The organism is Erwinia sp. HR93 (assembly GCF_034555055.1).
Lineage (GTDB): Bacteria > Pseudomonadota > Gammaproteobacteria > Enterobacterales > Enterobacteriaceae > Apirhabdus > Apirhabdus apintestini.
In genome coordinates this window covers 3,458,151-3,480,579 of the sequence record NZ_JAXUDP010000001.1, presented here as the reverse complement: position 1 = coordinate 3,480,579, position 22,429 = coordinate 3,458,151, and the positions used below count along the sequence as shown (strand labels likewise).

Annotated in this window: 24 protein-coding genes; 21 read left to right on the top strand and 3 right to left on the bottom strand. The window is 48.6% G+C overall.

Annotation, left to right across the window (positions count from 1 at the left end):
* Positions 1–177: 177 nt before the first annotated feature.
* The 9 genes from SFA31_RS16260 (at position 178) to drpB (ending at position 9,316) form a co-directional block, all read left to right on the top strand.
* Positions 178–879 carry a DUF1120 domain-containing protein gene (locus SFA31_RS16260; protein WP_322838932.1) on the top strand — a complete coding sequence of 234 codons (702 nt, stop codon included), beginning with the start codon at positions 178–180 and terminating at the stop codon, positions 877–879.
* A gap of 992 nt (positions 880–1,871) precedes the next feature.
* Positions 1,872–2,435, top strand: a complete 564-nt coding sequence (locus SFA31_RS16255) for a fimbrial protein (RefSeq protein WP_322839397.1) — start codon at positions 1,872–1,874, stop codon at positions 2,433–2,435.
* Between the two features lie 52 nt (positions 2,436–2,487).
* Positions 2,488–3,216, top strand: a complete 729-nt coding sequence (locus SFA31_RS16250; RefSeq protein ID WP_322838931.1) for a molecular chaperone — start codon at positions 2,488–2,490, stop codon at positions 3,214–3,216.
* 45 nt (positions 3,217–3,261) lie between these two features.
* Positions 3,262–5,844 carry a fimbria/pilus outer membrane usher protein gene (locus SFA31_RS16245; RefSeq protein WP_322838930.1) on the top strand — a complete coding sequence of 861 codons (2,583 nt, stop codon included), beginning with the start codon at positions 3,262–3,264 and terminating at the stop codon, positions 5,842–5,844.
* 31 nt (positions 5,845–5,875) lie between these two features.
* Positions 5,876–6,400 carry a fimbrial protein gene (locus tag SFA31_RS16240; protein ID WP_322838929.1) on the top strand — a complete coding sequence of 175 codons (525 nt, stop codon included), beginning with the start codon at positions 5,876–5,878 and terminating at the stop codon, positions 6,398–6,400.
* Positions 6,401–6,428: 28 nt separating this feature from the next.
* Positions 6,429–7,640, top strand: coding sequence for a fimbrial protein (locus SFA31_RS16235; RefSeq protein ID WP_322838928.1), 1,212 nt, complete (start codon positions 6,429–6,431; stop codon positions 7,638–7,640).
* A gap of 539 nt (positions 7,641–8,179) precedes the next feature.
* On the top strand, positions 8,180–8,368 hold the full coding sequence (locus tag SFA31_RS16230) for a YdiH family protein (RefSeq protein WP_322838927.1): 189 nt from the start codon (positions 8,180–8,182) through the stop codon (positions 8,366–8,368).
* Positions 8,369–8,695: 327 nt separating this feature from the next.
* Entirely contained in the window at positions 8,696–8,869 is a 174-nt protein-coding gene (locus tag SFA31_RS16225; protein WP_322838926.1) for a GhoT/OrtT family toxin, read from the top strand.
* 183 nt (positions 8,870–9,052) lie between these two features.
* Positions 9,053–9,316 carry a cell division protein DrpB gene (gene drpB, locus SFA31_RS16220; RefSeq protein ID WP_322838925.1) on the top strand — a complete coding sequence of 88 codons (264 nt, stop codon included), beginning with the start codon at positions 9,053–9,055 and terminating at the stop codon, positions 9,314–9,316.
* A 63-nt stretch (positions 9,317–9,379) separates the two neighbouring features.
* Here drpB and SFA31_RS16215 read toward each other — a convergent pair whose 3' ends face one another.
* Positions 9,380–9,589 carry a hypothetical protein gene (locus tag SFA31_RS16215; protein WP_322838924.1) on the bottom strand — a complete coding sequence of 70 codons (210 nt, stop codon included), beginning with the start codon at positions 9,587–9,589 and terminating at the stop codon, positions 9,380–9,382.
* 134 nt (positions 9,590–9,723) lie between these two features.
* Here SFA31_RS16215 and SFA31_RS16210 point away from each other — a divergent pair, with 134 nt between their 5' ends.
* From SFA31_RS16210 to dgcQ, 5 genes are all read left to right on the top strand, one after another.
* Positions 9,724–11,142: a DNA cytosine methyltransferase gene (locus SFA31_RS16210; RefSeq protein ID WP_322838923.1), complete on the top strand. Its 1,419-nt coding sequence runs from the start codon at positions 9,724–9,726 to the stop codon at positions 11,140–11,142.
* Positions 11,143–11,153: 11 nt separating this feature from the next.
* Positions 11,154–11,648, top strand: coding sequence for a DNA mismatch endonuclease Vsr (locus tag SFA31_RS16205; protein ID WP_322838922.1), 495 nt, complete (start codon positions 11,154–11,156; stop codon positions 11,646–11,648).
* Positions 11,649–11,803: 155 nt separating this feature from the next.
* Positions 11,804–12,718 carry a DUF808 family protein gene (locus tag SFA31_RS16200; RefSeq protein ID WP_322838921.1) on the top strand — a complete coding sequence of 305 codons (915 nt, stop codon included), beginning with the start codon at positions 11,804–11,806 and terminating at the stop codon, positions 12,716–12,718.
* Between the two features lie 83 nt (positions 12,719–12,801).
* On the top strand, positions 12,802–12,957 hold the full coding sequence (locus SFA31_RS16195; protein WP_322838920.1) for a DUF2158 domain-containing protein: 156 nt from the start codon (positions 12,802–12,804) through the stop codon (positions 12,955–12,957).
* A 332-nt stretch (positions 12,958–13,289) separates the two neighbouring features.
* A complete protein-coding gene (gene dgcQ / locus SFA31_RS16190; RefSeq protein ID WP_322838919.1) occupies positions 13,290–14,969 on the top strand; it encodes a cellulose biosynthesis regulator diguanylate cyclase DgcQ in 1,680 nt (559 codons plus the stop codon).
* 710 nt (positions 14,970–15,679) lie between these two features.
* On the opposite strand, the gene yodD is transcribed toward dgcQ, so the two are convergent.
* Positions 15,680–15,913: a YodD family peroxide/acid resistance protein gene (gene yodD / locus SFA31_RS16185; protein ID WP_322838918.1), complete on the bottom strand. Its 234-nt coding sequence runs from the start codon at positions 15,911–15,913 to the stop codon at positions 15,680–15,682.
* A 147-nt stretch (positions 15,914–16,060) separates the two neighbouring features.
* On the opposite strand from yodD, the gene dsrB reads away from it, so the two are divergent.
* A complete protein-coding gene (gene dsrB, locus SFA31_RS16180) occupies positions 16,061–16,249 on the top strand; it encodes a protein DsrB (protein WP_322838917.1) in 189 nt (62 codons plus the stop codon).
* Between the two features lie 72 nt (positions 16,250–16,321).
* Here dsrB and rcsA read toward each other — a convergent pair whose 3' ends face one another.
* Entirely contained in the window at positions 16,322–16,945 is a 624-nt protein-coding gene (gene rcsA, locus SFA31_RS16175; protein ID WP_322838916.1) for a transcriptional regulator RcsA, read from the bottom strand.
* A gap of 752 nt (positions 16,946–17,697) precedes the next feature.
* Here rcsA and yedD point away from each other — a divergent pair.
* The 6 genes from yedD to tcyN all read left to right on the top strand — a co-directional run bounded on the left by yedD (position 17,698) and on the right by tcyN (position 22,281).
* A complete protein-coding gene (gene yedD, locus SFA31_RS16170) occupies positions 17,698–18,129 on the top strand; it encodes a lipoprotein YedD (protein ID WP_322838915.1) in 432 nt (143 codons plus the stop codon).
* Positions 18,130–18,421: 292 nt separating this feature from the next.
* A complete protein-coding gene (tcyJ, locus tag SFA31_RS16165) occupies positions 18,422–19,222 on the top strand; it encodes a cystine ABC transporter substrate-binding protein (RefSeq protein WP_322838914.1) in 801 nt (266 codons plus the stop codon).
* A gap of 231 nt (positions 19,223–19,453) precedes the next feature.
* Positions 19,454–19,747 carry a hypothetical protein gene (locus SFA31_RS16160; RefSeq protein ID WP_322838913.1) on the top strand — a complete coding sequence of 98 codons (294 nt, stop codon included), beginning with the start codon at positions 19,454–19,456 and terminating at the stop codon, positions 19,745–19,747.
* 51 nt (positions 19,748–19,798) lie between these two features.
* The gene (locus SFA31_RS16155) at positions 19,799–20,785 is read left to right on the top strand and encodes a D-cysteine desulfhydrase (protein ID WP_322838912.1); all 987 of its coding nucleotides are present in this window, start codon (positions 19,799–19,801) and stop codon (positions 20,783–20,785) included.
* Positions 20,786–20,830: 45 nt separating this feature from the next.
* On the top strand, positions 20,831–21,499 hold the full coding sequence (gene tcyL / locus SFA31_RS16150) for a cystine ABC transporter permease (protein ID WP_322838911.1): 669 nt from the start codon (positions 20,831–20,833) through the stop codon (positions 21,497–21,499).
* Positions 21,496–22,281 (top strand): L-cystine ABC transporter ATP-binding protein TcyN, encoded by a 786-nt coding sequence (gene tcyN / locus SFA31_RS16145; RefSeq protein WP_322838910.1) that lies wholly within the window; start codon positions 21,496–21,498, stop codon positions 22,279–22,281. Before tcyL ends, tcyN begins: the two co-directional genes overlap by 4 nt.
* The last annotated feature ends 148 nt before the right edge of the window (positions 22,282–22,429 follow it).

The window sequence follows — 22,429 nt, the reverse complement described above, 5'->3', positions numbered from 1 at the left end:
GGATTTTAATTTTCTTAGATTGCGATATTAATACCCGCTTCTTTAGAGAAAGTGATATCGATATCGTAATGAAGAACGTGCCATATGCTCATAGGCATATGTCGCAAAATGGTCTAATTAGCAGACCTCCCACCAAGGAAAGCGCCAGACTGGCGCGGTGATTAAGGATATAGATTTATGAAAATGGCAAAACACATTCTGGCTGCATCTCTTTTAGCCGTAGTTGGCGGGCAGGCGATGGCTGCTGATAGCGTTGATGTCAAAGTTATTGGTACAATTGTTCCGGCTGCCTGTACCCCGACGCTGGACGGCGGTGCGGTCGTTGATTATGGCACTATCAAAGCCTCTACGCTGGCAGCCGATGATTTCACCGTTCTGCCTGTGAAAAGCATTCCGTTTAGCATTACCTGTGATGCGCCTGCAAAAGCCTCATTCCACGGTATTGATGCTCAGAGCGATAGCGTTGTAAAACCGATCGGCAAGCAGTTCTCAAATCCGACTAAAACCGTTATTAGTGCTTCAACGTCCATGAGCGGGCTGGGCCTGACGGATGAAAATGCGAAAATTGGTGCTTATACCATGTGGATGGCGCCGGGTTCAGTATCGCTGGACGGCAGCACCGATGCGGTAGACTCGCTGTATAGTAATTCTGTGCCAACTCAGGCAACCGTATGGTCTAAAGCTGACACTAACGGTGCGGTAATTGGTACCAATAAATATTATACCTGGGCGAAAGCCGGTGAACTCGTTCCTGTAGCCTTTACGACGATGAAGGGCGAACTTTCTGTACAGGCTGCTATCAATAAAGCTTCAGAACTGGATTTAACCAAAGCAGTTCATCTGAATGGTCAGACGACGCTGGAAATTTATTACCTGTAATTTCTGTATGACCGATACAGCGGGGCGCTTACAGGCGCCCTTTTTTTATGCAAGAAGAGGGCGATAGCGCTGCCCTAACGTCAACCAGGTTTATCTTGATTATCGATTACATACCTCACCCCCGCGCCATCTGCACCACTTCACTAAGATTAACGATTGTTTTTTGGGTTTAAACGAGACTTAAGCCATTAATCCATCCTCGCAATAGAACTATTCCACTAATGGCGCGACAGCGCGGTTGAATAATCCAAGAGTTATCTGACGTATTTAATGATTAGCAAGTTGTCAGGGTGTCGGCTGCGGCCCATTGAGCAGGGTGATATGGCAGGAGGTTCATTAATGAATAACTGCTATTGGTATGAATATATATAGATAGTTAAAGTTTTTTTATTAAGTGCTCAGGTTCTTATTAGGTGTGGAGGGCTGTAAATAAACATCCAGAATATGTAAATCAGGCTCATTTTCTACGTCATTCTTATCCGTTGATGAGATGCCTGTAATACAGGCGCAAGTGAAAATTTATAGCTTGAAGTATAATTTTTGTGCCAATCACTTTTACTTTTTATCTCTGCGGATTTATCAGCATGAAATGATTGCTCTTATATTTTATTGCGCCTTTTTTTACGGAATGTTAGTTATTCATGAAATATTAAATAGGCTATTTTTATTATATGGATAGGTAATAACTATTAAACTTTGGAGAGGTAAAATACGTGGTCATTTAAAGTGGGAATTATATCAACAAAATCGCAACTATAAATCATAACTCATTGATTTTTAATTTATTTAAATATAAGAATATTCATCTTTGATTTATGAGAATTATCTTATTAGGATATCCCCATACTTAGTTCTGCTAACGGTATCTATAACTATCAAAATGACTGCTTATTCATTTTGGAAGTGATGCTTTATGCCTGGCTGGCTAAGAAAATGGAATTTATCAATGACGGTAAATAGTGAACCTTCAATATTTCAAGGGACTAAAGAAGATGAAAAAATCAATCGTGTCGCTCTCTCTAATGGCAGCATTGGCAATGACAGGTATGTCTGCACAAGCGGCCTCTACCGGAACAGTAACGTTCAATGGTGAATTAACGGATACCACCTGCGATGTCGATATTAACGGGCAGGGTACCGATGCTGCTATTGCGCTGCCGGTAGTTAGCGTGAATGAACTGACGACTGCTGGAAACACCACCGGGCGCACGAGCTTTGTTTTCAATCTAACAAACTGCACCGTTGCCAGCGGTGGTATGTCTAAAGTCGCTGCTTTTTTCCAGCCGGGAGAGAGCGTTGATTTAAGCAGTGGCCGCCTGAAAAACACCATGACCGGTGGCGCTACCAATGTTGATTTACAGCTCCTGGATGCTTCGGGTGGTTATAAAACAATCAAAGTTGGGGATTCTGCGCAAACAACAGATATGGCATTTGTAGATATTAATCAGGTTGATGGTTCAGCCCAGCTGCCTTATGCCGTGGAATACTATGCCAATGGTAAAACGACAGCCGGTAAAGTTACCAGCAGCGTCGTATATAACCTTCAGTATAAATAAACTCAAGATAATAAAAATAACCCAGGGGTAACCCTGGGTTTCAGGAGGAATTATGTTTTTCAAAAGCCTGCAGAGCGTATTACGTTATAGCGTGTTTGCTTATATTCTGGCATCTGCGCCTACGCAGGCTAGTATTATTATTAGTGGTACACGCGTAGTATATGCCGGAAATGAAAAAGAAGTTACCGTGAAGTTATCCAATAGCGGGAAAGCGCCGGTATTAGCCCAAAGCTGGATAGACACAGGCGATGTGGACGCGAAACCAGAAAAAATTAATACGCCGTTTATCCTGACTCCGCCTATTAATCGAATTAATGCCGGTAAAAGCCAAACGCTTCGTTTGAGTTACACGGGTGTTCCAGCGCTGCCAGAAGATAAGGAATCGGTTTATTGGCTGAATGTATTAGAAATTCCGCCGGTGAATAAGAATGCGGCTCCTAATCGATTACAGGTAGCTTTTCGTACGCGAATTAAATTGTTTTATCGCCCGGCAGCATTGGCTGATAGTGAAAAAGCTATCACCGCTGCGGAAAAAATTAAATGGAAAAAAGTGGGGAATACATTAATAGCAGAAAACGCATCGCCCTATTATGTCTCTCTTGTTTCTATTTCTCTTCAGAAAAACGGGCAAAGCACGCTGCTGGAGGGGGAAATGGTTGCGCCTTACGGAAAATATGAATTTAAACTTAAAGATAATTCAGCAATACAAAGCGGAGCCCGAATTGTTTATGAATATATTAATGATTGGGGAGCTATAAAAACCGTTCAGGCCAGTCTGTAGCGCAGCTTTAATTAATACCATAACGTAAACAAGGACTGTTTCATTATGCGCTGCTTTTTCCGTTATTCGTTACTTTCTTTAAGTATCGCTGGTGCTATGTTGCCTTCTTTTCAGGCGCTGGCGCAAACTCTGGAGCCGGTGCAGCCCGTATCAGATGGAATAGATACAGGTGAACATGCGCCGGCAGTAGATGGCGACGACCAAACTGTAAGCTTTGATACTTCATTTCTTAATGTTTCCGGCGAAAGCGCCGTTGATTTAACGCGCTTTGCCCATTCCGGTTCAGCGCTGCCTGGCGTCTGGCCGACCGATATTTATGTCAATGATGAATTGATAACGCACCAGCCGGTGACATTTGTTGAAACGTCGGACAGGGGCGTTGAACCCTGTCTGTCGCTGGAAATTTTGAAGAAGATTCGCTTTAACCCTACGCAGCTTCCTCCTTCTTATGGCGAAGCTTTGCGTACCGAGCAGGCCTGTTACTCGCTGCAACGTTTGGTACCTCAGGCGCATCTTACTTATGACTCCGGCATTCAGCGGCTGGACATCAGTATTCCGCAGGCGATGATGAATAATACCGCACGCGGTTATGTCAGCCCGGAATTATGGGATAGCGGTATTCCTGCGCTGCTGCTTGGCTATAGCATGAACACCTACACAATGCGGGCGCGTAAAAATGTTTCTCGCTCAGGCTATTTAGGGTTGAACGGCGGGGTAAATATCGGCGGCTGGTATTTTCGTCATGATGGTAACTATAACTGGCAGCAGAATTCCGGTGGTCAGTATCAAAGCCTCAACAATTATGTGCAGCGAGATATTCCTGCGATTAAAGGTCGCATTCGGTTAGGTGAGGCGAACACGCGGGGTATGCTATTTGATACGCTGCCGTTTCGCGGTGTCGAACTGGTCAGCGATGAGCGCATGCAGCCGCAATCGCGTCGCGGTTACGCTCCTGATATTCGCGGTATTGCGCGCACAAATGCCCGGGTAACAATCCGGCAAAGCGATCGCGTAATATACGAAACGACGGTGTCGCCCGGGGCATTCGTTATTAACGATCTTTATCCCACCGGCTACGGCGGAAATCTGGAAGTTATTGTGACCGAGGCGGATGGATCGTCGCAAAGCTTTTTGGTTCCCTATGCTTCAGTCACACAGCTACTGCGTCCCGGCGCGCACCACTATGATTTTGTACTGGGGCAGTTTAACGATCCGTCACTGCACTTTCGCCCTGAGCTGTATCAGTTAACGTATCAGCGCGGGTTAACCAATACTCTGACCGGATACGGTGGTGTTCAGAGTGCCGGAAACGATTACAACGCCGTTCAGGCCGGGCTGGCTGTGAGTACGGCTTTTGGGGCGATTTCAGCCGATATCACGCAAGCAACGGTGGATCTGCAATCATCACGGATGACCGGTCAGAGCTATCAGCTTAGTTACAGTAAATATCTGCCCGTTACAAATAGTAACCTGACCATCGCGGCCTATCGGTTTTCTACTTCAGGCTATTTTGATTACCTGGCCGCGATGCGTTCGCTGGATGAAGTGCGCCGTGGCCGCGATGTGAATGGCGTCTGGCGCCCGAAAAACCGTTTTAATATCACCATGAATCAGGGGCTGCCAGGCAACGGTGGACAAGTCTATTTAACCGGCTATACCCAGGATTACTGGAATAACGGCAGCGCCGATTTACAGTACCAGGTAGGGTATAGCAATAGCTGGAAGAATATTAGCTACAGCCTTAGCGTTGGTCGCGTGCGGACTATTAACGGCAGAATGGAAAGCAGCGGTTCACTCAATTTTACGATACCGTTTGGTGGGCGTTATTCGCCCACGTTGAACGTAAGTCTTAATCGCGATGGGGGCGGAAATAACGGTGAGCAACTCGGCGTTTCCGGAACCTTCGGTGACGATAATCAATATAACTATGGCATGACAGCGATGCGCTATGGGCGCGATGCCGGCAACAGCGTTGCGCTAAATGGCGGCTGGCGCTCGCCCTATACGCACTTTACTGCAACCTATGGCGCAGGAAAGGGATATCAAAATACCTCCCTCAATGCGTCAGGGACAGTACTGGCCTGGCCGTGGGGTATTACAGGAACGCCCTATACCGGAGATACCTTTGCTATTGTCGAGGCGAAAGGCGCTTCAGGCGCTAAAGTCAGCGGTTATTCCGGCGTAAGGATAGACCCCTGGGGACACGCCGCAGTGCCCTATCTTAACCCTTATGAGATGAATGAAATTACGCTCGATCCGCGCGGGTTAGGCGATAACGTGGAACTTGAGAATACCAGTGAAAAAATCGCGCCTTATGCGGGTGCGGTTGGAAAAGTGGTATTTAAAACTCACCGGGGAATTCCCCTATTGATTAGCGCGCGCCTTGCGTCAGGTGAACCTGTGCCCTTTGGCGCCGGAGTATATGACGATAAAAATACGAATATAGGCAGCGTCGGGCAGGCCGGGCAGGCCTATGCTCGGGTCGATAAAGAAGAAGGAACGCTGACGGTGCAGTGGGGAGCCGCTGCGCAGGAGCAGTGCCACATTCGTTATTCCGTTCTTCAGCAGCTTGCTGCCGGTAATGGCGATACGAAGAACTTTATTCATCTCGAATCCCTATGCCTGTAGGTTTAACGAATTAAGAATATAAGGATGTTCAATGAAAACAATGAGCAAATACGTTGGCGCGCTGTTGGGAATAATGAGCTTTGGCGCCTCGGCGGTCAGCTCCGGTATGCTGGATTTTTCGGCGAAAATTACCTCTGCTACCTGTTCAGTAGACGTCAACGGCTTAACCCATGCCACGGTCGATTTGCCCAATATCTCTACGTCGTCTCTCACTGCAAAAGGCATGACGGCGGGAGCCACCTCGTTTGTGATTAACGTTACGCAGTGCGCCGATGTCGCCGATGGCGCGTTATCGGTAGTTGTGTCTAAAGATAAAGCGGTAAGCGGGCCGGAGATAGCCGCGACGGGCAGCGCCACGAACGTTGCGTTTGGCATCAGAAAGGGTAATCAACCGCAGCTATTCAACGATCCCGCTGGTTCGCAAACGTATCCTATTACTCTAAGTGCAGGTAAAGGCAGCGTACAGGATCTGGCGGTTTATTATTTGGCGACGGCTACGCCGGTCAGTCCGGGCACGCTTAGCGCCGTGATGACCGTTACCCTGAAATATAACTGACCGTTTTGTGGACAAAAGAGAGGCACCTATGCGCATCGCCGCTAAAGTAAAAATTAGAGTAAAACGGTGGGGACTGTATGGCGCTCTGGCCAGCGTTATGCTCTATGCGTGTGTCGGTGAGACGGCGGCTGCGGCCACCTGTGAAATATCACCCACCGGTGGGAAGCCAACTATTCAGCTTGATACCGTGCCGACGATTTCGGCCACTGACGATCTTCCCGTTGGCACCGTGCTTTTCCGCGGGCGCCTTAATGCGGTAAACGGTACAAGTTTAATTTCGATAGTCGAGTGTTACATTCCGTCGGGAACGGGCACCGAAACGGTAAGTCTGGAGCTGCGTAACCGGGTAGCGAATGGTGTTTTAGTCGGCAGTGATGACTATACTTATCAAACAAGTGTTCCGGGTATTGGGGTGCGTTATTACCTTCTCGGGCATTATGTTACCTCTACGCTTGAGGCAATTGCCGATCAATCTAGTTTAGATGGAGTACAGGCAACCGCTACCCTTACTGGTACAGAACGAAAAAAGTTTTTTACAACTGGGAATCTTCATCGGCGTAATTTGACCTTTATGCTGGTAAAAACTGGGCCGGTGGCACCGGCGGCGCTAAATGCGCTTACGCTGCCGCGCGTGGAATTTAGCGTGCACAGCATCGGTGGGACAGTAAATAAGCTCCCCGCCAGATATATGATTATTAATTTTGCTGGCAATGTAAACATTACCGCTCCTACCTGTACGACTCCTGCCCGAGTCGATGTCGATCTGGGGTCTTATACTGCCTCTCAAATTTCAGCGGCTACGCCCACGCCCTGGAAAGATGCATCCATTCGTTTAACCAACTGTCAAAAATTTACCGGTTATCAGAATAAAGGGGACAGCAAGTTTGATCAGGCGCAGATTAGCGGTAGTTACACCGTAGGACCAACCACCTTTGCTGCCTATACCAACAATGTTCTTGGCGTAACGCTTAACGGTAATCAGGGTAACCTGGATAGCGCGAAAGGGATTGTGGCTACCAAAGGCGGGGTTGGGCAGGCAGAGGGCATTGCCGTGCAGGTATCAAAAGGCGGCAGCGCCAATTTGCCGGTATCGCTGGGCAGCGAATACACGCAAACTCTGGCGAATAATGGTGCAGCCAGTATTGTGATCCCGCTCTCAGCCCGGCTAATTGCAACGGGCAAACCGGTTAAAGCGGGGAATGTTTCCGCGCAGGTGACCTACACCATTAATTATAAATAATGGCGTAGGTCCGCCGGGTGGTATATCGCCCGGGCGTTCAGGGTGGCTCCCCCAGCATATCAGCCTAATCGTCGTTTGGCTGAAATGAGCGTTAGCGCGGCGCAGGTAAACGCCGCATTAACTGGATTGGATTGTAGGGCGTGGCGGGGAGTCTCGGTGAAAGGTATTTTGCCGCTCAGACATGCAGGCAAAGCCTGAACGAAGGTAGTATCCAAAGGGGCGTACTTTGACTGGCCTGCCGGTGATGAATAATCCTCACTAATGCCTCCCAACCGCCAGCTATATTTATCCAGCCTTAAAGCAAGAGCGGCGCGACGCGCAATCTCTTCTAATAATGAAGCGCCATTGAAAATAATTTTTAAGGGTTTTATTGTGATACTTCTTTGTTTTATGGCTTTATATGTGAATGATTTGCGTTTTATATAGACATTTATGTTGTATTTTTCCTATTTCATTGGTGTTTTACTCCGGTTGGGTTATTTTTTAATCAAGTTGAGTGTGATATGCTATTTATACATTTCACGAGTAACGAGGATTATATGAAAACCGAGCTTAACCCTACCGCGCTGGCGCTTGAATATATTCGCCGCGAAGCTGCACAACTGACGCCCGCTCAGTTTCTGACTCGCGTACGCCAGCTTCAGCTTGAGTTTGCTGATTTAATGGAGCTGACATCGCTGGAGCTACGGGAAGAAATTTCTTTTGCTCACCGCCTGGGTATCCATTAATCCTCTGTCGCGTTATCTTAGGACGGCAACCGCGGAGGATGGACGTTCTCCGTCGTTAGTATCACTGCTTTAGCGTTTTATCCTGACTGTCGACGGCTTACTTTTGTTTGCAGCCGCTGTGCGCATTTAGTTAGCGCAGCTTTGCTTACGGTGACGGCCCGGGCAGCATAAAAGAAAGGGTAATTTATACGATTAAGCAGGAGAAGGTTTCATTTTCAGCATCAGCATCAGCGCCAATGTTTGCGAATGTTTAAACAGGGACGTCGTTGATCTTAAAAATAAAAAAGCGCATAGTACGCGCGAAAATAACGTTTTATTTTATTTATCATGACAATTTACCAACAAATGCTGGTGTTTTATGGCGTGATGGCGCTTATTTCAGGCGTTATTGTTTTTTTTCTGGCCAGGGATCGATTAAGTATGCGCTTATTGAGCGCGTTTCTGGTTGGGATAACCTGGCCAATGAGCTTTCCCGTCGCGCTGTTATTTTCACTTTTCTAATATCATCTGAAGGCAAATACGTCCGATGTGTTTGCCTGGCTCCTTCCGTTGCCCCCATTTTTGACCTTGCACAATATGACCGCGAATGTTTCCACGCTAACCCTATAAAGTATGCTAAAACAGCCCCCGCAGGGAGCAAGCTGCACGTGTGTGTAGTTATGGATAGAAAGTATACGGTGAATAATGGAAGAGAAACCGACGCGTGGGCTGGGAGGCCGCCTCGCTTTATGGGCATTTTATGCCTGCTGCTGCTATTTTTTGGTGTCGCTGGCACGTTATTTAATGAGCGCCAGCTCGGATGAAAGCGATACTGGCAGCAACGTCTATTTTACCTTTCATTCTCTAATCCATGGCGCTGCCGGTGCGTTATTCAAGTACAGCGGCCCCGGGCTGGTTGCAGTGACATTAGGGATGATAGCCTGGTACACGCGCCCAAGAGGGCGCTAGGTATTGGCCTGATTAATAAGCAACCGGTCTTATCGTTTAACCCGATGCAAATAAGCGCTTTCGCTAAGATACGCCGCCGATAGGCGACCCGTATTGGTTGTGTATCGCCGCAAGCGATATTGTCTCTCCGGGTAGCGTTCGTTCGCTGCGCTTTGCGCGCCGAACCTCATCGCACAGTATACGCGCTTTTGCAAACCGCAGGAAAGCGCGGCTGAGGATTAAGAACAGGTAGCCTGCCTGCCCGAAGTCTCTGCCTTCTCTTTCCTGATACATTCCCATCGCCGTTTCGTCAGCGTAAAGCGAGGGGGATTTTGGTGCATTTCCTGTGATTCACGCCTGAAGCACAGGTTCTCCCTGGGTTAAATCAGTGATAGAGTTCTGCTCTATTTTCCCAATGGATACTGCGAATGGAGCACCCCGGGCATATTGCCGAAAAACTACATCGGCAAACGCAGGCGCGTCTCGCTCAACGGCGAGAGCAGGATTGCGCGCTAACAAAAAAAATCCTCGAAATTTACGATCAAAAAACGGTGGCACACTGGCTAAACTCCGTAAGCGGTGACTGGAGCCGGGAGACGTTCAATCGCTGGCATAACGGGAAATCCCCCGGACGCACGTTGACCGAAGAAGAGACCACTATGTTGCAGCGCCTGTTGCCTTCACCGCCTGCGCACCACGGGCATTATGCATTTCGCTTTATCGATTTGTTTGCCGGCATCGGCGGTCTACGCAGCGGATTCGATGCCATTGGCGGCCAGTGCGTATTTACCAGCGAATGGAATAAATTCGCCGTGCGCACCTATAAAGCAAACTGGTATTGCGATGCTGAACAACACCGCTTCAATGAGGATATCCGCGATGTTACGCTGAGCGGCAATAACGATATCGATGAAGAGCAGGCGCACGCGCATATTCGGGCGCAAATCCCCCAACATGATGTTCTGCTGGCCGGCTTTCCTTGCCAGCCATTTTCGCTGGCGGGCGTATCGAAAAAGAATGCGCTGGGGCGGGCGCATGGATTTGCCTGCGAAACTCAGGGAACGCTCTTTTTTGATGTTGCCCGCATTATCGCCGCCCGCCGTCCGCCTATTTTCGTGCTGGAAAACGTTAAAAACCTGAAAAGTCACGACAAAGGCAATACATTTCGCATCATCATGCAAACGCTGGACGCGCTAGGCTATGAAGTGGCCGATGCGCAGTCCGAGGGCGCCAGCGACCCTAAAATTGTAGACGGTCGCCATTTTCTTCCCCAGCATCGGGAGCGCATCGTTTTGGTGGGATTTCGCCGCGACATGCAGTTGGAACAGGGATTTTCACTGAGTTCACTTCCACATTATTACCCCATACACAAGCCGACATTTGCCGATCTGCTGGATACTCAGGTAGCGGATAAATATTTGCTTACCCCAACCCTGTGGCATTATCTGTATCAGTACGCCAAAAAGCACCAGGCGAAAGGTAACGGTTTTGGTTATGGATTGGTCGATCCGCAAAATCCACAGAGCGTGGCGCGCACGTTGTCGGCACGTTACTATAAAGATGGGGCGGAAATTCTTATCGATCGCGGCTGGGATCTGGCGCTGGGCGAAAGGGATTTTCATAATAAAGTTAATCAGTTGCGCAGGCCGCGACGGCTAACGCCCCGGGAATGTGCACGGCTCATGGGATTTGAACGGCCGGGTGAAGCGCGTTTTCGTATCCCGGTTTCGGACACGCAGGCTTATCGTCAGTTTGGTAACTCTGTGATCGTGCCGGTTTTTGCCGCCGTGGCGCGCCTGCTGGAAAGCCGTATTTTGCAGGCAGTTACGCGGCGTAATGAAGAATAAGCGACGCGATTATGGCTGATGTGCACAGTCACGCCGTGCGCAGTAAAAATATGCGGGCAATCAAAACCCGCGATACGGCGATTGAACGGCGGCTGTCCGCGTTGCTTATGGATTTGGGCGTCGCTTTTCATACTCAGGATCCGACGCTTACCGGGCGGCCTGATTTTGTCGTCCCGCAATATGGCTGCATCATTTTTACGCACGGTTGTTTTTGGCATCACCATGACTGTTATCTGTTTAAGTTGCCCGCGACGCGCACGGCCTTTTGGCTGCAAAAAATCGAGGGCAACGTTATTCGCGATAAGCGTGCCAGAATACGCTTACAGGAAGCGGGTTGGCGGGTATTAATTATTTGGGAGTGCGCGCTGCGCGGGCGAGAAAAGCTTACCGATGCCGCGTTAAGCGAGCGCCTGGAAGAATGGTTATGCGAAGGTACCGATAGCGCGGAAATTGATACGCGAGGTATTCGCCGGTTACCCGATCCTGAGCCAACTGAAAATAGTTAGCCTGTTGCCCACGGAGCTTTTCGAACGCGCGGCGTTTAAAATTTTACGACACATCTATTTCCGTCATTGTCACAGCAATACGCATTTCCGTTAGTCTGCTTTTGATTCATACTTAACGCAGTGTTATCTCTCTACCCACACGGGGAAAATATATTTTGGCAGGAAGTAGTTTATTAACTCTATTAGATGATATTGCGACATTACTGGATGATATTTCCGTCATGGGAAAAGTTGCAGCCAAAAAAACGGCCGGCGTATTAGGCGATGATCTTTCATTAAATGCGCAGCAGGTTACTGGTGTACGGGCGAACCGGGAGCTGCCGGTAGTCTGGGGTGTGGCTAAAGGTTCTTTTCTTAATAAACTTATCCTGGTGCCGCTGGCGCTGGTTATTAGCGCGTTCGCGCCGTGGGCGATTACACCGCTTCTGATGCTGGGCGGTACGTTTCTCTGTTTTGAAGGCGCGGAAAAAGTGATTCACGGCCTCAAAGCTCGCGGTCAGAAAAAAAGCCCGGAAATACGTCAGCAGAGGCTGGATAGCCTTGCTTCGCAGGATGCCATGGCCTATGAGCGCGATAAGGTAAAGGGTGCGGTACGCACCGATTTTATTTTATCTGCAGAAATCGTTGCTATTACGTTAGGTATTGTTGCCGATGCGCCGCTGCTCAATCAGGTATTGATTCTGGCGGGAATCGCCATTCTTGTTACTATCGGTGTTTATGGGCTGGTTGGCATTATCGTGAAGCTGGACGATATGGGTTTTTGGCTGGCCGAGCGCCGGGCTGCTCTGGCGCGGATGGCAGGAAAAGGGCTGCTGGTATTGGCGCCGTGGCTGATGAAATCTCTGACCTTCGTTGGTACCCTGGCGATGTTCCTGGTGGGCGGGGGGATCGTGGTACACGGCATCCCCGCTATGCATCACGCGGTTGAACGCTGGGCAGCGCAGGGCAACGCGCTGGTTGCGGCCACCCTGCCGGTTGCAGTCAATCTGATATTTGGTTTTTTGTTGGGTTGTGTGGTGCTGCTGGTTATTACGGGCATTGAGCGTTTAAGAGGAAAGCCTGCGCACTAAATCGCATCTGAAATAGATAGGCCAGGAAAAACGGCAGGTTTTTGCTACGCTGAATAACGTTAACCTTAGCGAGGTAAAACGGCATGCAATTAGCGATAGGAGACCGAATTCGGCATCGGCTCAGCGGGCAATGGATGGTTATCACCGGGTTCGCCAGCGGAATGGTGGAATGCCGCTGGTATAACGGGTATGCAATTCAGCGTGAAGCGTTCCGGGAAGACGAGCTTTTTATTCAGTGACGCAGACTCCGCGTATTAGCGCGCTAATACGCTTTATTCTGTTTCCTGATGTGCGGTATGCGGGAACATAGCCGTTGGCTTACATCATTCTGATAAAAGCGTGTGGATTTTTTGCTGGCGGAGCGGTCGCTTGCTGTAAGAGCGCGGTGTTTTCATATTACTGCGCCTGCCGCGGCGGCACTGCTGCCACTAACTTCTACGCGCCGTGTAACGGTTGTCTGTTTGCAGTATTAATGCCCGTGGATAGAGCGCTAAAGTAATAGATGGAGAAGTATATATAGCGCAGTATGACGCGCCTTCCGAGACATAATTGACAGTGGAGAGAACGCACAGTGTATGCGGGCAGGCCTCAGCGCATATTTAGCGGGATTGAGAATCCCGGTAGAGTAGTCAACGTCTGTTTCGTCATCGTTTTCTTATGCTCTACGCTGTTAACCTGGCGGGAAAGCCTTGTGCTGGAAGGCGTCTATCTGACGCGCCAACAAAATAGCGTATATAACATTGCGACGGAGTTGGACAGGCAGTTTCAGCAGAGCATGGGGAACCTGCTCTTTTTTCGTAATGCGATGCGGTATGCGCTACGCAACCCCGGGACGTCTCAACATTTGCAGGAGATGGAAGCCGCATTTGAAGCCGTACGCGGGCGGCCTTTCTGGCAAATTCGGCTTGGCATGAACCTGAATATGCCGATTAGCGGCGTTTCAGACGATTTTGTGCATAACAATCACTTATTACGTCGGGATCCTCACTACATATCTGCTGAGCTGGACGCTTCGCTGGCGTTTAGCTATTTATTGCAGCTCGCGGATACGCACAGCCCGCTATCTCGCAGAACATTCTATGTTTCGCGCGCGGGTTATTATGTTTCCAGCCTGCCGGTAGATAACAGCGGGCAAATACTGACCCGCTATACCTCTCATATTTCTCGTCCAGACTTTATTGAACATACCCGTCATAACAATCGTGAACGCGGGCCCCGCTGGAAATTTAGCGCAGAGCCTGACCGGGCGCAGAATAATGCGATTTCGGCGACGATACCGCTTGATTATGACGATAGTTGGTTTGGGGTGCTGGGAATGGACTTTACCGTACAGGCAATCCATGACTTTCTAATCTCTTCGCTGCTTTCGAAGGGACGAAACGGCACGCTGTTACTCTATGATAATCAGTTTAATTTAATCGCTTCTACCGCTGCCAGTCTCTCAGCGGCTCCGGCGCTAACGCCCATTCAGCTCGCTGATGTTGCTGGTCGAATGCAGATCCAAAACCAGGGCGTTCTGCGGTTTAGCCATAATACGATTGCATGGTCGAAACTGACGCATTTTGACGGTTTTTTGATTAAGACGAATACCATTAATGAAGGATTTGGCAGCGAGTTTGGGCGCGTTAGCGCGGTGCTGGGGCTGCTGTGGCTACTATTTACATTAATGTTACTAGGATCGTGGATTGTCATTCGGCGGCTGGTGAAAAATATGATGGTGCTCCATTCATCTCTGAGCTGGCGGGCGAATTTCGATACTTTGACGCGACTGTATAATCGCGGCGCGTTCTTTGAGCTGGCTCAGGCAAATATTGAGCAATGCCGACTAATGAACAGGCCGCTGTCGGTCATTCAAATGGACTTGGATAATTTTAAAGGGATAAATGATAGTTTTGGACACGATGCCGGCGATAGGGTGCTATTTCGGGCTGCGGGTATTATTAGCCAGGCACTGCGCGGGGAGGATGTTGCCGGGCGAGTTGGAGGCGAAGAGTTCTGCGCGGTGCTGCCTGGCGCTAATCTTGAGCAGGCAGCGATGATTGCAGAGCGCATTCGGGCCCGCATTCATGAAGAGAATATTACGATTACTGATGCGATTACATTAAACATTAGCGCCTCATTTGGCGTTAGTTCATCCCTGGAAGATAAAAACGGTAATTTCGAGCAGCTGCAGATGATTGCCGATCGGCGCTTATATAAAGCTAAAGCGCAGGGGCGGAACCGGGTCATCTCGCGTGATGAATCGCAATGATCGCTACGCCTTTTGTATTGCCATGCCGGCACCGCCTGCGGGAAAAGAAGATTATTCATTGTGTAAGGCTGCGGCTGGACAAATATCCGTGGCGAATATCGTCAATATAAGCGGCGCGCTGGCATGAGTCTAAACGAGTATTCATCTCTTAATATTCTGGCTTAGCCAATATTTTAAGTCATGACACCAAAATACCACGCATAACTGAATGACGGATGGCGCTCATAGGGCGGCGGACAGAAAGTCTGTTGACGCCTGTGCATAGAGAATATCCTTACCTTCAGGAGTAGGGCTTTGCGTCCGGTCAGGTGGATTTTATTTTATTGCCTTAGCGAACTTCCCCGCTGGCAAACAACCCTCCATCTTTAGCCAGCTATAACAAATGATACTCATCGCTGAAACGTGGCAGCTTTAAGCATTCTGACATGGATTTCATCGGCTCTATGAAGATTGTTAACTTAGGTGATTGTGTAATTACCTATATTAATCAATCGATTGTGTTAATTTTTGCGACTGTGGGTTTGGTGTGTGAGTAATGCATCCTATGAATGCAATTCATATAATGCATTAGATATAAGAATATATTCTTGTTTTAGGAAAAAATAGAAGCTACAGTGTCCACCGCATCAGATTTCCTGGTGTAACGAATATTCAAGTGCTTCTTGCTGTTAGCAAGTTTTATCCCGGCCAATCGGCCGGGATATTTTTCTTTAGCGATTGATCTCAGAAACGCTGAAATCGTGAATATCCAGCTCAAAAGCCTCCGCAAGTTCGCCCCAGGTATGAAATGTTCGCCCGTCCACATTGACGCGCTGGGGATCTTCTGGTGTTCCGCTAAAGTTCACTTCACCTTGGGCGATATTTTCGATTGCCGCCAATAACGCTTCAACATTGACGCCTATCTCACGATGTGCGGTCTCGCTATATGCCTTATCTGTTTTCATTTTCACCTCCGGCCAACAGGAAAGCTAAGTATAGCCGCGCTCTGGATATCAGGCGTTGGCCTGCCAGGACACCTTCCCACAATCCACAAACGCAGTACCGCTCGTGCTAAAATAAAGAGAACGACAGTTTTTTATGAGAATAGAACAATGAAAATACATGACAAAGTTACGGTAAAGACGGATGGCGGCCCGCGCCGTTCAGGCACGGTATTGGCGGTAGAGGCTTTTAATGAAGGCACAATGTATTTAGTGTCTTTAGAAGAATATCCACTAGGCATTTGGTTTTTTAATGAGAAAGGGCATCCTGATGGCGTTTTTGTCGAAAAAGAAGATTAATGTCTACTTATGACAGAAATAATATAAATCGTGATGTCCATGAAATAATGTGGGCGTAGATGAATAAATTCCTTAACGGATATTCACATGGATGCCGTTTGTCACGTTATCGGCAAGGCGTACAACGTGATAAATTACCTGCTTATTATGGGTTTTTATTTTACGCTTGATATTCCCTTTATGCGAAGAAACGGTTTTTGCTTTAATGTTCATTTTATCAGAAATTTGGATGGTACCCTGTCCGGACATCCACATCCGCAGCATATTGGACTCCGTTTTGCTTAAAGAAAGTGTGGGTAGGTTAATTGAGTGGGTGCAACGCCCGGCCCGGGTTAGATAATCTTCAAGTAATGTATCGAGCGAAGCCGGAGTGATGGATTTTGAACTGAGTAATAGATTCTTTCTCACCATCAGGTATTCATTAAAATGGATATTGGCAAGTGCCATAAAAATAATGAACAGTGTTCCAGGATGCTGATTGATGAGATCTTTTATTTGTCTGCTGGCAGACGTTTTATGTATAAAGCAGTCTTCATTAATGAAGACTACCTGTGGAAGCCAGGATGTGCATATCGCCTCCAGTTCGCCGATACTTTCTACGTTGGCTATCCGCCGCTCACGCACGCCGCGTTCGATTAAATAATCATTTAATCCCATGCGGGTATAGCTACAAACATCCATAATTACAGTTGACATATAAACCTCGAAATCATGCAATAACCGCTAAAATTTAAGAGTGAAAAAATATAGATTTTACTTATTATTATGTTTTAAATTTGCGATGTTCTTTGTGGGGGTTATTTTCATCATTATTTCATTGTCACTATCATCAAAATGCTCGCTGTATTTCTGGGGTACATACTATCCCGTAAAACAAAGTTTGATGTGCCTGGAAAGTTCTTAAAGTTAGGTCGTCTTTTGTATCTGTGAGAGAACTAAAAACATTTTATTTTAAAAGGGTATTTTTTGATAAAGATTAATAATGGCTATATTGGCTTAGATAATTCCACATAATTAACGAGCGTTATTTTTGACGATGGATTTAGCTGCGGGCATTCGCTAATGCTAAAATATAAGCGTTTGATGCGCAGGCTACCGGTCAGTGCCAATAAACAAAATAAATAGCCCACTGGCTTATAATTATGAGTCATAGCGCTGCGGTAATGCCTATCCCCTTTAAAAGGTGCGCAGGTAAATCTGGTATTTGCGAAATGTGCTTTATCTTGCTGAGGTAATGAATTAACCCTAACCATTTGCAGGTGTAATAAAGGACAAGCGTGCGGTGAAAAATTGGGCAATTTTGTCGCAGGCGTGCTCATTTGCTGGTAAAACGCACCGTAAGCACCGTAAATAGACCGGTTCGATGTTCTTCAGGTACTTAATTGCGAGTCTGGCAGATGGGCAGCTTTAATGTCACAATAAATTTTTTATCGTGGTCAGGATGAATCGTGAAAAAACTGTGTGTCATGCTGGCGCTGCTGGGCCTTTCCGGCTGCGTGCAAGTGGATAATTATCATGATGTCGTAAAAACGCCGCCGCCGGCAGGGCTTGACGGCTACTGGCAGAGCGCGGGGCCGCAGAGTGAATTAGTCAGCCCTGAGGCTATTGCGAGTTTTATTGTTACTCCGCAGGGAGATACCCTGGACTGCCGCCAGTGGCAGCGCGTGATTGCGCTTCCCGGCAAATTAATGCGCCGTGGGGATGTCTTGTATAACGTTACAAATACGCGTGACGTATATTCCGTATCACGCAGCGGAGATACGCTTGAATATGCGGGAATGACGCTACAGCGCGTGGAGCGCCCTACGGATGAATGCGCCGACTGGCTAAACCAGCATCCGCTAATTCCCTCTACATCTTCCAATAATCTTGCACAATAGCAGGCTTCTCAAGGCGAAGCAGCCTATCCTGCCTCAAATTAATACATCATACGCCGGTGACTCTTTTTCAGGACCGGCATCACGTTTCCTTTCAAAAAAAGCAGACTGGGCTACGCTAAAGGCGTAGCGCCATTCTTGACGACTCTGCGCTGCGCGGAAGCTGCAGGTAAATAGCCTATGCGGTAATCTGAAATTCCCGGAAATAGACGCTATCGCTCTATTCTCACGGGAAGGTGCGGATAGCGCATTTTTACGTGCAGATAAAAACAAAAAACGCTATTTCGAGGATGTTATGAAATTAACACGATGGGGACGCGCGGCCATAACGGGCGTGCTGGCGCTTACGCTGACGGCGGGTATGAGCCTGAACACTTTTGCGGCGGGTAACTTACTGGATACCGTTAAGGCAAGCGGTACATTAAAAGTCGGCCTGGAAGGCACTTACCCTCCGTTTAGTTTCCAGGGTGAGGATGGCAAGCTCACCGGTTTTGAAGTGGAGTTTGCCCAGGCGCTCGCTCAGAGACTGGGTGTTAAAGCCTCATTAAAGCCAACCCGATGGGATGGCATGCTGGCTTCACTGGATTCCAAACGTATCGATATGGTTATCAATCAGGTTACGCTCTCCAAAGAACGTCAGCAGAAATATGACTTTTCTGAGCCATATACCGTATCGGGTATTCAAACGCTGGTAAAAAAAGGAAATGAAAAGCAGATAACTAAAGCCAGCGATCTTAAAGATAAAAAAGTGGGCGTTGGTCTGGGAACTAACTACGAACTCTGGTTACGAGAAAATGTTCAGGGAGTAGATGTACGCACTTACGATGATGATGCGACAAAGTATCAGGATTTACGCATCGGGCGTATCGATGCGATTTTAATCGATCGCCTGGCGGCCCTCGACTTAGTAAAGAAAACGCATAACACGCTGGCAGTTGCGGGGGCGCCTTTTTCACGCCTCACCTCGGGCGTGGCATTACGCAAAGGAAACCCGGAAATGCTGGCGGCTATTAACCGGGCGATTGACGCAATGAAGCGGGATGGCTCCCTGGCAAAAATCTCTCAAAAATGGTTTGGCGAAGACGTCACGCAATAATCGCTTAGCCAAGAGGCGGTAATAATGTCTCCTGGCTGGCTATAGGTTGTTACGTGGCAACAACGCCAGCGAGTGATGGAACGAAAAAGGGCTTCACAATACCCTGCACGGAAAGCGGCCTGGAATGGCGAAAACGCGCCATTCAGACTATAACCATAAATAATATGCGGACTTTCGTTGCGACTTAATGCGTTCTACATCGTATCGAAAAGGGGAGTATCAGGAGAGAAGATGGACGCGGCATTATTGCTGGTTGTAATAGTCATTATTATTCCTGTGATTGGGTTAATCGTACTGTACGTTCCTTCAGTGGATAGTCGTATGGAAGAAAACTGGATGGCGCTGCCTGAACGGGGCCAGTACCTGATGATATATCCGGATGCGCTAAGCGATTCTCACCCTATTTGCCATCAATGCTTTTCATCGCGCACTTTAAACGTCGGCTATCGTCATGCGAAAGATAAGCGGCGAATGGTGATCTGCCAGGCGTGTAAGCGGCAACTATGGCGGGAATCTGCACTATGAACCCGCCTCTTCACCGCCGGACGAATCGGACTGATTTTTACTGGAGATTACATGACGCTGGCACGGCTCGCTGAGTATCCCCGCATTGAATTAGTGGGAGGTCCGACACCGCTGCAGCGGCTATCTCGTCTTTCTGATTATCTGGGACGAGAAATTTATATTAAACGGGATGACGTGATGGCCGTTGCCCCGGGTGGAAATAAGCTGCGTAAGCTGGAGTTTCTGGCGGCGGCCGCTCTGAATGAAGGGGCGGATACTCTACTGACAGCCGGGGCGATTCAATCTAATCACGTTCGGCAAACGGCGGCCGTTGCGGCACGATTAGGTATGCACTGCGTCGCGCTGCTTGAAAACCCAGCCGGAATACAGGCAGCGAATTATCTTTCCAACGGCAACCGCCTGCTATTCGATCTTTATCACGTTGAATCGATTTACTGTGAAGCGTTAAACCATCCGGAGGAACGGCTCGCAGAACAGGCTACGCGGCTCGAAGCGCAGGGATTTCGCCCGTTTATCATCCCGCCGGGCGGGTCAAATCCTCTCGGCGCGCTGGGATATGTTGCCTGCGCGCAGGAAATTGCCGCACAGTGTGCCGGATGGCTGGCGCCCGCCGCCGTGATTGTTGCCTCCGGCAGTGCCGGAACCCAGGCCGGGCTGGGTGTGGGAATGGCGTCCGTTATGCCTGACACTCCCGTGATTGGCGTGACCGTATCTCGGGATGCCACGGCCCAGTCCGGGCGAGTTTCCGCTCTACAGCAATCCACCGCGGCACTGCTTTCACTAAAGGCGCCCGCGAAAATCACGCTATGGGATTCCTGGTACTCTCCGGGCTACGGAATACCGAGCGATGCAGGGAATGCGGCAGTGAAGTTATTAGCCCGGCTAGAGGGCGTTTTGCTGGACCCGGTGTATACCGGCAAAGCGATGGCTGGCTTAATCAAAGGCCTTGAGCAGGCGCGTTTCCCAGGCCACGGGCCGCTACTGTTTATTCATACCGGCGGCGCTCCGGCGCTTTTTGCCTATCATCCCATGAGTTAATTATTTTCCTCGCAAGTCTGCGGGGAGGCATCAGGATATCTTCCCATGCAAAACAGTGTGCAATCGATTATAGACGCCTTACCTTTTTTACTTCATGGCGCGGTATTTACGCTTCAATTAAGCATTGCAGGTATGTTTTTTGGTTTATTACTCGGCTTTTTACTGGCCTTAATGCGCCTGTCAGGGTTTTGGGTGCTGTCATGGCCGGCGCGATTTTATATTTCTCTATTTCGCGGGACGCCGCTGATTGCTCAGTTATTTATGATTTATTACGGTTTACCGCAATTTGGTATCGAACTGGATCCTATTCCTGCGGCGATGATCGGCCTTTCATTGAATATGGCGGCGTACGCGGCAGAAACGCTGCGTGCGGCAATTGCGTCCGTGGATAAAGGACAAAAAGAGGCCGCCGCCAGTCTTGGTATGACGAAGTGGCAAATATTACGTCGGGCTATATTACCGCAGGCAGGGCGCGTAGCGCTGCCGCCGCTTAGCAATAGTTTTATCGGGCTGGTTAAAGATACGTCGCTGGCCGCGACTATTCAGGTACCAGAATTATTCCGGCAGGCGCAGCTAATTACCTCGCGTACCCTGGAGGTATTTACTATGTATTTGGCGGCATCATTGATTTATTGGGTTATGGCAAGTGCGTTATCCGTCTTACAAAACTACTTTGAACGCCAGCTAAGTCGCCAGGAGAGGGAACAGAAATGAGCGCCATCACGATTACGCATTTGGTAAAAACATTTCACGGGCAGCGCGTGTTACATGACATTCAGCTCGACGTTCAACCGGGGGAAGTGGTGGCGATTATCGGACCCAGTGGTTCCGGGAAAACCACGCTGCTGCGCAGTATTAATCTTCTTGAAACGCCGGATAGCGGCATTATTTGCGTGGGGGATATCACGATTGATGCTGACAAACCGTTAAAAAAGCAGCAAAAGCTTATTCGCAAATTGCGTCAGCGGGTGGGATTTGTATTTCAGAGCTTTAATCTTTTTCCTCACCGGACCGTGCTTGAGAATATTATCGAAGGGCCGATTATCGTCAAAGGAGAACCCCGGCAGGCGGCGGTTGAGCAGGCGATGTCTCTGCTTGAGAAAGTCGGGCTTAAAAATAAAGCGTCAAGCTTTCCTCAACGTTTGTCCGGTGGGCAACAGCAGCGCGTTGCGATTGCGCGTGCTTTAGCAATGCGCCCGGAAGTTATTCTGTTTGATGAGCCGACTTCAGCGCTCGATCCCGAACTGGTGGGCGAGGTGCTGAATACGCTACGTCACCTTGCTGCGGAAAAGCGTACTATGGTGATTGTTACTCATGAAATGAATTTCGCGCGTGAGGTAGCTGACCGCGCGATTTTTATGGATGAAGGTCGTATTGTTGAGCAGGGCGCGGCGCAGGATCTGTTTTTACATCCGCAGCACCAGCGAACGCGGCAGTTTTTGGCGAAGTTTCAGAGTGGCTTTGACAGCGCGAGTGATATCAGCGGAAAAATATAGTCGTGGGCTAAAATCGCAGGCGCAAACGTCACATCGAACATTTTAAATGAGCGGTAGGATGTGTGAGGGGTATTTTTAACGGCACCGGTTCGCTATGCTGAAATGAAACGGTGAGCGTCAGAAAGGCTGGCGTCATTTTATTTGTGGT

Coding starts and splice junctions, on each gene's coding strand:
- SFA31_RS16255 (WP_322839397.1), top strand. CDS start 1,872: ATGAAAAAATCAATCGTGTCGCTCTCTCTAATGGCAGCATTGGCAATG.
- SFA31_RS16240 (WP_322838929.1), top strand. CDS start 5,876: ATGAAAACAATGAGCAAATACGTTGGCGCGCTGTTGGGAATAATGAGC.
- SFA31_RS16205 (WP_322838922.1), top strand. CDS start 11,154: ATGGCTGATGTGCACAGTCACGCCGTGCGCAGTAAAAATATGCGGGCA.
- SFA31_RS16230 (WP_322838927.1), top strand. CDS start 8,180: ATGAAAACCGAGCTTAACCCTACCGCGCTGGCGCTTGAATATATTCGC.
- rcsA (WP_322838916.1), bottom strand. CDS start 16,945: ATGTCAACTGTAATTATGGATGTTTGTAGCTATACCCGCATGGGATTA.
- SFA31_RS16215 (WP_322838924.1), bottom strand. CDS start 9,589: ATGTATCAGGAAAGAGAAGGCAGAGACTTCGGGCAGGCAGGCTACCTG.
- drpB (WP_322838925.1), top strand. CDS start 9,053: ATGGAAGAGAAACCGACGCGTGGGCTGGGAGGCCGCCTCGCTTTATGG.
- SFA31_RS16160 (WP_322838913.1), top strand. CDS start 19,454: ATGGACGCGGCATTATTGCTGGTTGTAATAGTCATTATTATTCCTGTG.
- SFA31_RS16260 (WP_322838932.1), top strand. CDS start 178: ATGAAAATGGCAAAACACATTCTGGCTGCATCTCTTTTAGCCGTAGTT.
- tcyL (WP_322838911.1), top strand. CDS start 20,831: ATGCAAAACAGTGTGCAATCGATTATAGACGCCTTACCTTTTTTACTT.
- SFA31_RS16225 (WP_322838926.1), top strand. CDS start 8,696: ATGACAATTTACCAACAAATGCTGGTGTTTTATGGCGTGATGGCGCTT.
- SFA31_RS16245 (WP_322838930.1), top strand. CDS start 3,262: ATGCGCTGCTTTTTCCGTTATTCGTTACTTTCTTTAAGTATCGCTGGT.
- tcyJ (WP_322838914.1), top strand. CDS start 18,422: ATGAAATTAACACGATGGGGACGCGCGGCCATAACGGGCGTGCTGGCG.
- dsrB (WP_322838917.1), top strand. CDS start 16,061: ATGAAAATACATGACAAAGTTACGGTAAAGACGGATGGCGGCCCGCGC.
- tcyN (WP_322838910.1), top strand. CDS start 21,496: ATGAGCGCCATCACGATTACGCATTTGGTAAAAACATTTCACGGGCAG.
- yodD (WP_322838918.1), bottom strand. CDS start 15,913: ATGAAAACAGATAAGGCATATAGCGAGACCGCACATCGTGAGATAGGC.
- SFA31_RS16250 (WP_322838931.1), top strand. CDS start 2,488: ATGTTTTTCAAAAGCCTGCAGAGCGTATTACGTTATAGCGTGTTTGCT.
- SFA31_RS16235 (WP_322838928.1), top strand. CDS start 6,429: ATGCGCATCGCCGCTAAAGTAAAAATTAGAGTAAAACGGTGGGGACTG.
- SFA31_RS16155 (WP_322838912.1), top strand. CDS start 19,799: ATGACGCTGGCACGGCTCGCTGAGTATCCCCGCATTGAATTAGTGGGA.
- SFA31_RS16195 (WP_322838920.1), top strand. CDS start 12,802: ATGCAATTAGCGATAGGAGACCGAATTCGGCATCGGCTCAGCGGGCAA.
- SFA31_RS16210 (WP_322838923.1), top strand. CDS start 9,724: ATGGAGCACCCCGGGCATATTGCCGAAAAACTACATCGGCAAACGCAG.